General features: G+C 69.8%; 12 protein-coding genes and 1 pseudogene. 9 read left to right on the top strand and 4 right to left on the bottom strand.

Translation table 11 applies throughout. From position 1 onward, the window contains the following. The 3 genes and pseudogenes from V8688_RS28950 to V8688_RS28940 all read left to right on the top strand — a co-directional run. Positions 1-462: pseudogene (locus tag V8688_RS28950) on the top strand (pyridine nucleotide-disulfide oxidoreductase); the annotation flags it as partial. An 11-nt stretch (positions 463-473) separates the two neighbouring features. Next, the gene (locus tag V8688_RS28945; protein ID WP_342802119.1) at positions 474-1,637 is read left to right on the top strand and encodes an Mrp/NBP35 family ATP-binding protein; all 1,164 of its coding nucleotides are present in this window, start codon (positions 474-476) and stop codon (positions 1,635-1,637) included. A gap of 53 nt (positions 1,638-1,690) precedes the next feature. After that, positions 1,691-2,524 (top strand): IclR family transcriptional regulator, encoded by an 834-nt coding sequence (locus V8688_RS28940; RefSeq protein ID WP_218716196.1) that lies wholly within the window; start codon positions 1,691-1,693, stop codon positions 2,522-2,524. Between the two features lie 3 nt (positions 2,525-2,527). On the opposite strand, the gene V8688_RS28935 is transcribed toward V8688_RS28940, so the two are convergent. Next, positions 2,528-4,222, bottom strand: coding sequence for an FAD-binding dehydrogenase (locus V8688_RS28935; RefSeq protein ID WP_218716197.1), 1,695 nt, complete (start codon positions 4,220-4,222; stop codon positions 2,528-2,530). A 95-nt stretch (positions 4,223-4,317) separates the two neighbouring features. Here V8688_RS28935 and V8688_RS28930 point away from each other — a divergent pair, with 95 nt between their 5' ends. Both V8688_RS28930 and V8688_RS28925 read left to right on the top strand, forming a co-directional pair. Further along, positions 4,318-4,533, top strand: a complete 216-nt coding sequence (locus tag V8688_RS28930) for a hypothetical protein (protein WP_342802118.1) — start codon at positions 4,318-4,320, stop codon at positions 4,531-4,533. 273 nt (positions 4,534-4,806) lie between these two features. After that, complete coding sequence (locus tag V8688_RS28925) at positions 4,807-5,379, top strand: cutinase family protein (RefSeq protein WP_218716199.1); 573 nt, start codon at positions 4,807-4,809, stop codon at positions 5,377-5,379. Between the two features lie 18 nt (positions 5,380-5,397). Here the strand turns inward: V8688_RS28925 and V8688_RS28920 are convergent, their stop codons facing one another. Next, positions 5,398-6,000, bottom strand: coding sequence for a TetR family transcriptional regulator (locus V8688_RS28920; RefSeq protein WP_316574661.1), 603 nt, complete (start codon positions 5,998-6,000; stop codon positions 5,398-5,400). Positions 6,001-6,142: 142 nt separating this feature from the next. On the opposite strand from V8688_RS28920, the gene V8688_RS28915 reads away from it, so the two are divergent. Genes V8688_RS28915 through V8688_RS28900 form a run of 4 tightly spaced genes read left to right on the top strand, consistent with a single transcriptional unit; the run spans position 6,143 to position 8,905 of the window. Then, positions 6,143-7,369 (top strand): alkane 1-monooxygenase, encoded by a 1,227-nt coding sequence (locus tag V8688_RS28915; protein ID WP_218716201.1) that lies wholly within the window; start codon positions 6,143-6,145, stop codon positions 7,367-7,369. Beyond that, a complete protein-coding gene (locus V8688_RS28910) occupies positions 7,369-7,545 on the top strand; it encodes a rubredoxin (protein ID WP_218716202.1) in 177 nt (58 codons plus the stop codon). The genes V8688_RS28915 and V8688_RS28910 overlap by 1 nt, the downstream gene beginning before the upstream one ends. Next, complete coding sequence (locus V8688_RS28905; RefSeq protein ID WP_218716203.1) at positions 7,542-7,724, top strand: rubredoxin; 183 nt, start codon at positions 7,542-7,544, stop codon at positions 7,722-7,724. The genes V8688_RS28910 and V8688_RS28905 overlap by 4 nt, the downstream gene beginning before the upstream one ends. Beyond that, positions 7,721-8,905, top strand: a complete 1,185-nt coding sequence (locus tag V8688_RS28900) for an FAD-dependent oxidoreductase (RefSeq protein ID WP_218716204.1) — start codon at positions 7,721-7,723, stop codon at positions 8,903-8,905. Before V8688_RS28905 ends, V8688_RS28900 begins: the two co-directional genes overlap by 4 nt. A gap of 82 nt (positions 8,906-8,987) precedes the next feature. Here the strand turns inward: V8688_RS28900 and V8688_RS28895 are convergent, their stop codons facing one another. Then, positions 8,988-11,012, bottom strand: coding sequence for an SDR family oxidoreductase (locus tag V8688_RS28895; RefSeq protein WP_218716205.1), 2,025 nt, complete (start codon positions 11,010-11,012; stop codon positions 8,988-8,990). Between the two features lie 277 nt (positions 11,013-11,289). Next, positions 11,290-11,973 (bottom strand): glycosyltransferase (locus V8688_RS28890; protein ID WP_342802117.1); only part of this gene is annotated, 684 nt, incomplete at its 5' end.

Raw genomic sequence — 11,973 nt, 5'->3', positions numbered from 1 at the left:
AACGTCAAGGGCACCGGCGAGTTCAAGCAGTGGGACGTGCAGGCCGTCTACCGCGCCGTGGGCTATCGCTCCACCGAGGTGCCCGACATCCCGTTCGACGAGGACACCGGCACCGTTCCCCACGAGGCGGGCCGCGTCCTCACCGCCACCGGACCGCTGCCCGGTGTGTACGTGACGGGCTGGATCAAGCGTGGCCCGATCGGCCTTATCGGCCACACCAAGGGCGATGCCAACGAGACCGTGGCCTGCCTGCTCGAAGACCGTCCGACCTCGCCCTGCCCCGCTCGTCCCGATCCCGGCGCGGTCCTGGAATTCCTCGCGGGCGCGGGCATTCCGTTCACCACCTGGGCAGGCTGGTATCGCCTCGACGCGCACGAGCGCGCGCTGGGCGCGCCCGAAGGCCGGGAACGGGTCAAAGTCGTCGAACGCGCGGACATGCTGCGCGCCAGCCTCTGCCGGTGAAGGACACACCCATGCCCCCGCCGAGCACCCCGACCGAAACACAGATCATCGCCGCCCTCGGCGAGGTCTGCGATCCCGAGATCGGCCGTCCGCTCACCGAACTGAACATGGTCGCGGCCGTCGCGGTGGACGCTCACGGCCACGTCGGCATCCGCGTCCTGCTGACGGTCGCCGCCTGCCCGCTGCGGGCGAGGATCAGCGAGGACATCCGGGCCGCCGTCACCGCGCTCCCCGGCGTCGCCGGTGTCGACATCGACTTCGGTGTGATGAGCGAAGACCAGCGCCGGGCGCTGCGCGTCCAGCTGCGCGGGCCGGACGCCGCAGCGGCGAGCGGGCCGGCCGACCCGGCGTCGCCGACGACGGTGTACTGCGTCGTGTCCGGGAAGGGCGGTGTCGGAAAGTCCAGCGTCACGGTGAATCTGGCGGTCGCGCTGGCCCGCCGCGGTCTGCGGGTCGGCATCATGGACGCCGACGTGCACGGGCATTCGGTCCCCGCGATGCTCGGCATCACCGTCGGCCCGACCCTGGTCGAGCGAATGATGATGCCGCCCAGCGCCTTCGGTGTCCGGGTCATCTCGATCGGCATGTTCGCCGACGGCAACACCCCCGTCGTCTGGCGCGGCCCGATGCTGCATCGCGCATTGGCGCAGTTCGTGCACGACGTCTACTGGGGTGAGCTCGACATCCTGCTGATCGATATGCCGCCCGGCACCGGTGACATCGCGATCTCCCTGGCCCAACTGCTGCCCGCCGCCCAGCTGCTGGTCGTCACGACGCCGCAGCGCACGGCGGCCCGCATCGCCGAACGGGCGGGCGCCGTCGCGGCTCGGACCGGGCAGCGGGTGGCGGGCATCATCGAGAACATGTCCTGGTACGACAGCCCGGACGGGACCCGGCACACCCTGTTCGGCGCGGGCGGGGCCACTGCCGTCAGCCGGGCGCTGAGTACGCTCCTCGACACCTACTGTCCGGTGCTCGGCCGGATCCCGTTCGATCCAGGCGTCTGCGCGGCGGGCGACGAGGGCGCTCCGTTCACCCACACCGCCCCGGAATCCGCGGCCGCCCGCGCCGTCGCCGACATCGCCGCGATCCTGGCCCCCACCAGCGCACCCCTGACCGGCAGACGCCTCGCCCTGACCGCGATGAACCGCTCGGTACAGCGAAATGGTGCGTAAGCGACACGGACGGCTCTAGTCTGTATCCGCTACACACTGTGGAGGTTGGATCAATGACGGTCGAGATCGTGACCGAGCCGGCGCCGGAGGACCTGTGGACCGGATCGGGCCGGGCCGCCGGTGCGCCGCCGACGTCGATGATCGAGCGGATGACGCTGATCCTCGACGCGTTCGACTCGACCACTCCCACCCTCACACTGCTCGGCCTGGCCGAACGCACCGGGCTACCGCGCTCCACGGTGCACCGGATCCTCGACCAGATGATCCGGCTGCGCTGGCTCGCGCACACCCCCGGCGGCTACCGGCTCGGGCTGCGCGTGCTGGAGCTGGGCGGACTGGCCGCCGAGCACAACGAGCTGCGCGAAGTCGTCGGTCCGCTGCTCTACGACCTGAGCCAGCGCACCGGCCTGATCGGTCATCTCGCCGTCCTCGACGGACGCGAGGTGCTGTTCCTGGACCGCGCGGGCGGGCGCAGCCAGGTCGCCATCCCCACCCGGGTCGGCGGACGACTGCCCGCGCACTGCACCGCGGTCGGCAAGGCGCTGCTGGCCACCCTCGAACCCGGCATCGCCGAGGCCTCGCTGCGCGGGGTCACCGTGCCGCGCACTGCCCGCACCATCATCGATCGCGCCGAACTGCATCGTGAACTGGCCCGGATCCGCAATCGGCAGGGCGTGGCCGTCGACACCGAGGAATCGCTGCCCGGTGTCGGCTGTGTCGCGGTGCCGATCCGCGGCCGCGGGGTCGCGCTGGCCGCGATCTCGCTGTCGGGCACGGTGCACGGCGACCGCAGCGCCCTCGACACCGCCCGGCTCGCGCGGGCGCTGGCCGAGGTGGCCAAGGAAGCGGCACGCGCCCTCGGCCCCCGGCACGGCCGCCCCGTCTAGCGCCTACTCGGTCGCCCGCCGCGCCATCGCCCGACCCGCCGCGCGACCCGAGAAGATGCACCCGCCCAGGAACGTGCCCTCCAGCGCGTTGTAGCCGTGCACGCCGCCGCCGCCGAAGCCGGCGACCTCACCCGCGGCGAACAGACCGGGGAACACCTCGCCGTCCGGTCGCAGCACCCGCGAATCGAGATCGGTCTGCAGGCCACCGAGCGTCTTGCGGGTCAGGATGTTCAGCCGGACCGCGATGAGCGGGCCGTGCGCGGGATCGAGAACGCGGTGCGGCTTGACCACGCGCCCCGCCTTGTCACCGAAGTACTTGCGGGCGTTGCTGATCGCGGAGATCTGCGCGTCCTTGGTGTAGGGATTGGCGACCTCACGGTCCCTGGCGACGATCTGGCGCTCGAGCGCGGCCGCGTCCAGCTTCGGTCCCCGGGCGATGTCGTTCATGCCGTCGACGAGCTCGGTCAGCGAATCGGCGACGACGAAATCCACACCGTGCTGTTTGAACGCCTCCACCGGACCCGGAGCGCCCTTGGCGACGCGGCTGCGCAGCGTGAGCTTGAGGTCCTTGCCGGTGATGTCGGGATTCTGCTCCGAGCCCGAGAGCGCGAACTCCTTCTCGATGATCGTCTGGTTGAGCACGAACCAGGAGTAGTCGTGCCCGGTCGACAGGATCCGGCGCATCGTCTCGTTGGTGTCGAAACCGGGGAAACACGGTGCGGGCATGCGGATTCCGTTCGCATCGAACCACAGCGACGAGGGTCCGGGAATGATCCGGATCGCGTGATCGGGCCAGACCGGATCCCAGTTGTTGATCCCCTCGGTGTAGTGCCACATGCGATCTCGGTTGACCAGCGCCGCGCCGGCCTGTTCGGAGATGCCGAGCATCCGGCCGTCGACATAGGCGGGCACGCCCGAGATCATCGTCTCCGGGCACGGACCGAGCCGTTCGGTGGGCCAGTTGCGGCGGATCAGGTCGTGCGCGTGCCCGATGCCGCCGGAACTCACCAGCACCGAGGGCGCGTGGAAGGCGAACTCGCCCACCGTGTCCCGGTTCGAGGCGACCCCGCGCTCGGTGTCGCTGGGGGCCAGGACGCTGCCGCGGACCCCGGTGACGGCGCCGTCGGTGACGATCAGCTCGTCGACTCGGTGCCGGAACGCGAACCGCACCTGGCCGCGGACCTCGCCGACGAGCACGGGCTCGAGGAAGACCCGCACGACCTCGGGTCCGGTGCCCCAGGTCAGATGGAAGCGGGGCACCGAGTTGCCGTGCCCGTCGGCCAGTCCGCCGCCGCGCTCGGCCCAGCCGACCAGCGGCGTGACACGAAGACCCAAGGCGTGCAAGTAGTCCCGCTTCTCGTCGGTAGCGAACCGCACGTAGGCCTGTGCCCACTGGCGCGCCATCCGATCCTCGTCCTCGCGATCGAAACCGGCCGAACCGAGCCAGTCCTGCAGTGCCAGTTCATAGGAGTCCTTGATCCCGAGCCTGCGCTGCTCGGGGCTGTCGACGAAGAACAACCCGCCCAGCGACCAGAACGCCTGGCCGCCGAGATTGGCGCGGTTCTCCTGGTCGACCACCAGGACATTGCGGCCGGCCAGTACCAGCTCGTGCGTGGCGACCAGCCCGGCGAGGCCTGCGCCGACGACGATCGCGTCGGGGGTGAAGTCGTCGGTGGGCTCTGACACTGTGCTCGACATCCACGGAACGTAGCATTGGTGCGTCGGTGGCCGGGGGCAAGTGTTGGAAAATGCTCTGACCAGCGGCGTTTCGTTCGAGAGAGGTCTGGGAATCCATGAAAGTCCGAACCCGTACCGGTGCTGCCCTGCTCGTGTTCACGGTACTCGCCGGTCTCGGCGCCACCTCCTGCTCGCGGTCGGAGCGGTGGTGCGAGCGTGACCAGGGCGATGTCCTCGTCGAGAACTCCTACTGCGAGCGCGGCATCCCCGGCTACGAGTGGGAGCCCGACCACGACAAGCCCAAGAAGAAGAAAAAGCCGAAGAAGCACTGATCCGCCTGCGGCCTTGTGCCGCACGATGATCCGAGACCCGACCGTGGCGCAAGAGATGCCGACTTCGCGTCGAGTCGATGCAGGTCAGCGGGTATCCCACCAGTGAGCACGCCGAATACCGTTGCGGTGGACGGTGATCGCTCGTCTCTCTAGTTCTCACAACGGCGTGAGTGGGTGGGTGCCATGACCAACCGGAAGGTAATTCGTATCGTCGCAGGACATACAGCGCGAGCGCTGTCGGTGTTGCTACTGGCCGCGGGGATCGGGACAGCGATGTCACCGGGACTGACGGCGATGGCGCAGAGTTGCGCCACGCTCGATGTCGTGGTCGCCCGCGGGACACAGGAACCCGGCTATCTCGGCTCGGTCGTCGGCGACCCGCTCTACGCGGTGCTGAGCGCGCAACTATCGGTCGACACCACCGCCCATCGGGTCGAGTACCCGGCGGATCTGCTGGTGCCCTCCTCGGTCAGCGACGGTACGAGGGCGATGACGACGCATGTGCTCGCTCAGGCCGCGGCCTGCCCCGACCAGCGTTTCGTGCTCGTCGGCTACTCGCAGGGCGCGGCGGTGACGCACGGAGTCCTCGGCTCGCCGGCGATGATGATCCTGCCCGGCATGTGGGTGCTGCCGCCGGAGGTGTCCTCGCGGGTGGTGGCGGTGCTGCTGTTCGGTGATCCGTTGCGGCTCGTCGGCGGCACGGTCGCGCCGTGGTACGCCGACCGCACCGCGAACTATTGCACCGCGGGCGATCCCGTCTGCGCGGGTGGGGTCTTCCCGACCGCGCACGGGGCCTACAGCTGGGCCTTCGCCAACGCCGTCGGGCAGGTCGACGCGCGGCTGTGAGCCTGCTGCCCGTCGTCGTCAGACGGCGGGCAGTACCCCGTTCAGGACAGCGCCGATCTGTGCCACCGCGCGGTCGACGCTGCCGGTCGGCTGGAACAGATGGCTCAGCGTCAGCCGGACCATGATCTCGACGAACGAGGTCAGTTCGTCGTCGGACAGCGCGTCGAGCCGGTAGTGCTCCCGCACGGTGCCGGTCAGCGTGGCGACCGCGCGGCCCAACACCGGCTCCGGATCGCTCATCAACGCGGGCAGCAGCGCGGTGTCGCCGTCCGCTCGGGCCGCGAGCACGGCCTTGATCAAAGTGTTGTCCCCGGCGTTGCGCAGCGCGTAGTCCGCGGCGGCGGTCATGCCCGCGATGGCGTCGGTGGGGTGTTCGGCCAGGGTGTCGGCGATGCCTGCCAGGTAGATGCCCAGCTCGCGCTCGATCAGGGCGTCGGCAAGGGCCTGTTTGGTCCCCATTTCCTTGTACAGGACCGGCCTGCTGACGCCGACCTCCTTGGCCACGCGCGACATGTTGACCGCGCCCCACCCTTCGGTGACGACCATGGTGCGGGCGGCATCGAGCATGCGGTCCCGCAACAGCAGACGCATCTCGGCGTGGAAGTTCGGCGATTCGGCCACTCGATCATCGTACATGTGCTATCGAATCTGCTCGTTCATTGACAATTCCTCCTAAAGTGTATTCACTGAGAACACATCGCGCTATGTTGTAAACGAACACAGCAATGACCGAGCCGGTGTCTCGGCGATCAGGAGAATGACAATGACGACATCTCGCATCGACGACCACGAAGGGTCGACGGCAGTCCTGCACTGGCGCGACCCCAAGCGCTACCTCTGGCTGTTCGGCCTGATCGCGCCCAGCGCGACGCTGCTGGCCGTCGCCTTCGTGTGGGCGTTCAACCAGCTGGGTTGGACCGCGGTCGCGCCGGTCTGGTGGTGGCTCGGGCCGATCCTGCTCTACGTGCTGCTGCCGATCCTGGATCGCTTCTTCGGCCCCGACGGCAAGAACCCGCCGGAAGAAGCCATGGAGCTGCTCGAGAACGATCGGTACTACCGGTACTGCACCTACGCCTACATCCCCCTGCAGCTGGTGAGCCTGGTGTTCGCCTGCTACCTGTGGACGGCCGACGATCTGTCCTGGCTCGGCATCGACGGCGGCCTCGGCCTGGTGTCGAAGATCGGCCTGGCCTTCACGATCGGCGCGATGGGCGGCATCGGGATCAACACCGCGCACGAGCTCGGGCACAAGAAGGACGAGCTGGAGCGCTGGCTGTCGAAGATCACCCTCGCCCAGACCGGCTACGGTCACTTCTACATCGAGCACAATCGCGGTCACCACGTGCGCGTGTCCACGCCGGAGGACCCCGCCAGCGCCCGCTTCGGCGAATCGTTCTGGACGTTCCTGCCCCGCAGTGTGTGGGGCAGCCTGGTCTCGGCCTGGGAACTCGAGCGCACCCGCCTCGAGCGACTCGGCAAGGGACCGTTCAGCATGCACAACGACGTGCTCAACGCCTGGCTGATGACGGTGGTGCTGTGGGCGGCGCTGGTCGCGGTGTTCGGCCCGGTGATCCTGCCGTTCCTGCTGATCCAGGCCGTGTACGGCTTCTCGCTGCTGGAGACGGTGAACTACCTCGAGCACTACGGTCTGCTGCGGCAGAAGACCGCCTCGGGGCGCTACGAGCGGTGCACCCCCGAGCACAGCTGGAACTCCGACCACATCGTCACCAACATCTTCCTGTACCACCTGCAGCGGCACAGCGATCACCACGCCAATCCGACCCGGCGCTACCAGACGCTGCGGCACATGGACGGCGCGCCCGAACTGCCCAGCGGCTACGCCAGCCTGATCGGCCTGGCCTACCTCACACCGCTGTGGCGCAAGGTGATGGACCCGCGCGTGCTCGCGCACTACGACGGCGACATCACCCGCGTGAACATCCAGCCCGCCAAGCGGGACAAGGTCCTGGCGAAGTACGGAGCGCGCTGATGGCCGCCTACACCTGTCCGGTCTGCGACTACCGCTACGACGAGACCACAGGCGCGCCCCGCGAGGGCTTCCCGGCCGGGACCGCCTGGGCGGCGATCCCCGACGACTGGTGCTGCCCGGACTGCGGGGTCCGCGAGAAGCTCGACTTCGCGCCGAGTGAGGAGGTGTCACGATGAGCGACTACAAGCTGTTCCGTTGCGTGCAATGTGGTTTCGAGTACGACGAGGCGCTCGGCTGGCCCGAGGACGGGATCGTGGCGGGCACCCGCTGGGACGACATCCCCGACGACTGGTCCTGCCCGGATTGCGGTGCGGCCAAGGCCGACTTCGAGATGCTCGAGGTGAGCCGCGGATGAGCGGCCGGATCGTCATCGTGGGTGCCGGCGTCGCCGGCGCGACCGCGGCCCAGACGCTGCGGCGCGAGGGCTACGCGGGGGAGATCGTCCTGGTCGGCGACGAACCGGACCTGCCCTACCGCAGACCCGCTGTGTCGAAGGAACTGCTGGCAGGCACCGGATCGTTCGATCGCGCGCTGCTCAAACCGGTGAAGTTCTGGGTCGACAACCGGATCGATCTGCGCCCCGCGTTCGGGGTGGAAGAGATCGATATCGACCGTGCGACAGTGCGATCGGGCACCGGCGAGGTGCTCGGCTACGACAGCCTGCTGCTGGCCACCGGGGCTCGGGCGCGGACGATCGACACCACCTCGACCCGGGTGCACACCCTGCGCACCCGCGCCGACATCGCCGCGCTCCAGGCGGCGGTCACCGCGGGCGGCTCGCTGCTGATCATCGGTGGTGGGCTGATCGGTTGCGAGGTCGCCGCCACCGTGCGGGGTCTGGGTGCCCGCGTGACGGTGCTCGATGCCGGAGCCGCGCTGATGGATCGGGTGGTGCCCGCGGCGGTGTCGGACGTGCTGCGGCGCCTGCACGAGGAACACGGCGTCGTGGTGGAGAACGGCGTGCTGACCACCCAGGTGGTCGACGCGGGCACCGGCGTCACGGCCACCGCTGCCGACGGGCGCACCTGGTCGGCCGCCGCCGCGCTGGTCGCCGTCGGGTCGGTGCCGGAAACGGCGCTGGCCGAGGCCGCGGGGATCGCCGTCAACGACGGCATCGTCGTCGACCAGCACTACCGCACCTCGGCGGCGGGGGTGTTCGCCGCGGGCGACGCCACCACCGGATTCCACCCGCTGCGTGGGGAATTCGAACGCGGTCAGCACTGGAACTCCGCCATGACCGCCGGCGCGGCGGCGGCCCTGTCGATGCTCGGGCACCCGGCCGCGCCCGCCGAGGTGCCGTGGGGCTGGACCGACCAGCACGGCGTCTCGATGCAGTTCGCCGGCTGGATTCACCCGCACGACGAACTGGTCGTGGACGGGGATCTGGCGGGCAAGGACTTCCTCGCCGTCGCTCTGCGCGATCGACGCCCGGTCGGAGCCGTCGCGATGCGCAGGCCCCGGGAGCTGCGCGCGATCCGCCCGCTCATCGCGGCCGGACAGCCCTGGCAGGCCACGGCGCCGGTGCCCACGCACTGATCGCGAGACCGGTCGCGACCGCGACGAACCGGGCCGCGCACGAGGTGATCGTGCGCGGCCCGGTGTCGTCGATCCAGGGCGACTACCAGTGCACGCCCGGCAGCACACGGCTCATCCGGGCCGCCGAACCCGGCATCACCATCAGCGGGGTGAGCACCGGAGCCAGGACAGTGAGCGCGTTGCGGCTGGGCTCGACCGGCGCCGCCGGCTCGGGGGCGGGCTCGGCGAGCACCGGCTTGCCCTGTGCCGCAGTGGATTCGCCGAAGAGCCGGAAGCCGGTGTGCATGATGGTCCGCTTGAGCGAGGGCAGGAACATCTCGACCGCCTGCGAGAAGGTGCCGACCGGGGTATCGATCCGGTCGGGCCGCTCCAGCATCGCGCGCACCACGATCCGGGCGGCGCGCTCGGGGTCGGGCAGCGGCAGGGCGCGGTAGAGATCGGTGGGGGCGATCATCGGGGTGCGCACCAGCGGCATCCGGATGGAGGTGAACGTGACACCGGCGCCACGGTTCTCGACGGCGGCGATATCGCTGAAATTGTCCAGCGCCGACTTGCTGGCGGCATAGGCGGCGAAGCGGGGAACCTTGGTCTGCACCGCGATCGAAGAGATGTTGACGATGTGGCCGAAGTGGCGCTCCCGCATCGACGGCAACAGCGCCAGGATCAGCCGCACGGCGCCGAAGTAGTTCACCGCCATCGTCCGCTCGAAGTCGTGCATGCGGTCCACCGAGTTGGCGACCGAGCGACGGATCGAGCGACCCGCGTTGTTGATCAGGTAATCGACATGGCCGTGCTCGCTCAGCAGCTGCTGCACGAGGCCGTCGACGGCCGTCGCGTCGGTGATGTCGCACGGGTAGGCGAAGGCGGTGCCGCCGTCGGCCCGCACGGATTCCGCTGCGGCGGTGAGGTCTTCGACGCCACGGGCCACCATGAGCACGGTGGCGCCGCGCTGGGCGACCGCGTGCGCGGTGGCCAGGCCGATGCCCGAGGACGCGCCGGTGATCAGCACGATCCGGCCCGCGAGCCGGTCGGCGTCGGCCGGGACCCGCCCGCGATGCGGGTCGAGGTTGGCACGCCAGAAGTCCCACAGCCGCTGGGCGTAGGTGTCGAAGGCGGGCACCGTCAGGCCGGGCAACTGCGCGCGGGTCGATTCGGCGACGAACTCGGCGGTGAAACCGACGTGCGGCGCGACCTCGGCGGGAATGCCCGCCTGTTCGAACAGGAAGTCGCGCACCGCGTGGGCGCCGGGCACGTGCCCGAGGCCCGACAGCGCGCGGGCACTGCCGGGGACCGTGCCGATGCCCACCGGGCCACCCGCGGCGGTGGCCAGCGCGCGGTAGATCTCGCCGAAGGGCTGCGGCTCCGGGTTGACCAGGTGGAACGTGCGCCCGTCGAGTCCGTCCTTGCGCACCAGCCGGACCATCGCCTCGGCGACGTAGTCGACCGGAACGACATTGGTGGCGCCCAGATCGGGCAGGGGCAGCGGCAATTCGGCCGGCAGCGCCGAGAGGGCGTCGATCGCGGCGAAGAAGTAGTACGGGCCGTCGATCTTGTCCATCTCGCCGGTGCGCGAATCACCGACCACGATCGCCGGGCGGTACACCCGCCAGCGCACGTCGGTGGTTTCCCGGACGAGCTTCTCGGCGGCGAACTTGGTGCGGTGATACGGCGAGGTCAGGTTCTGGCCGAGATCGAAGTCCTCCTCGAAGAACTTGCCGCGGTGATCGCCCGCGACGGCCACCGAGGACACGTGGTGCAGCACGGCGTCGAGCCTGCGCGCCAGCTCGATCACCGAGCGGGTGCCGGCGACATTGGCCGCGTGCGCGGTCTCCTCGTCGGCGGTCATGTCGTAGACCGCGCCCAGATGCAGCACGTGATCGGCGCGCGGCGGCTCGTCGCCCAGGCCGAGGCCGTCGGCGGTCAGGTCGCCGACCAGCGCGAACACCCGATCACCGTCGGGATGCTGCGCGGTCAGCGCGGTGAACTTGGCCAGCGACTCGGCGCGCACCAGCACGTGCACGATCGCCGTCGGGTCGGCGGCGAGCAGCCCCCGCACCACTCGCCGACCCAGAAATCCGGTACCGCCTGTCACGATGTAGGAAACCATCGCCCCTCCTGAAAATTCTCGAAACACGGTGTCGTGCAACAGTGATCCGGCATGCGGCGGTGGATGCGGCGATCAACGGTCGAAATCCAGCAGCACGTGGCTGGAGAGAAACCGGGCACATCGTCGTCCCGGCAGGCCCTCACCGTACTCGTCGGTAACCTTGCCGGGCAAGCTCGTGGCGCCCGGTCACCGTGTGGGAATTGTCACCGATCGTCGCAGGTCAAAGGGTGTGTGTGACAGTTGATTTCAGTAACTGCGAGTTTCGGACAACTTGTCGCTACCGGCCGGCGAGGACGTCGTCGACGACCCCGGCCATCCGCGCGCGGAACACCTCGGGGGCGAAGGTGAGCGCGTGGTCGCGGATCTTCGCCGGATCGTAGGTCGCCGAATCGAACTCGCCCATCAGCTCGGCCAGTGCCGCGACGACCTCGTCGTCGGTGCCCGCGGGCACGTAGGCGCCGACAACACCGGGCCGCACCGTGTCGAGTGCGCCGCCCGCCCCGACGGCGAGCACGGGGGCGCCGCACGCCATCGCCTCGACGGGCACGATGCCGAAGTCCTCGATGCCCGGCATCAGCAACGCCCGGCAGCGCCGGTACATGTCCTGCAACTGCGCGGCGGAGGTGGCGCCGAGGAAGGTGGTCTCCGGGCCCGCGATCGCCGCGAGCTGGGCGCGAAAGCGGCCCTCGCCGAGAACGACCAGACGCACCCCGGCCCGCTGCGCCGCGCGGATCGCCAGGTCGGCGCGCTTGTAGGGCACCAGCCTGCCCGCGCACAGGTAGAAGTCCTCGCGGGCGAGGGTTGGGTCGGGGGTGAACCGCGCGACCTGGACCGGCGGATTGACCACCGAGGCGGGTAGTCCCCACCAGTCGGTGACCCGCTGCGCGACCGCGTGCGAGTTGGCCACCACGTGGGCGAGCCGCGGCGCGGCGCGCAGTTCCCCGCGGCGCGCCAGCGTGCC

The sequence above is a fragment of the Nocardia sp. No.11 genome, assembly GCF_038752175.1.
Taxonomy (GTDB): domain Bacteria; phylum Actinomycetota; class Actinomycetes; order Mycobacteriales; family Mycobacteriaceae; genus Nocardia; species Nocardia canadensis.
This window is presented reverse-complemented; position numbering and strand designations above follow the sequence as displayed.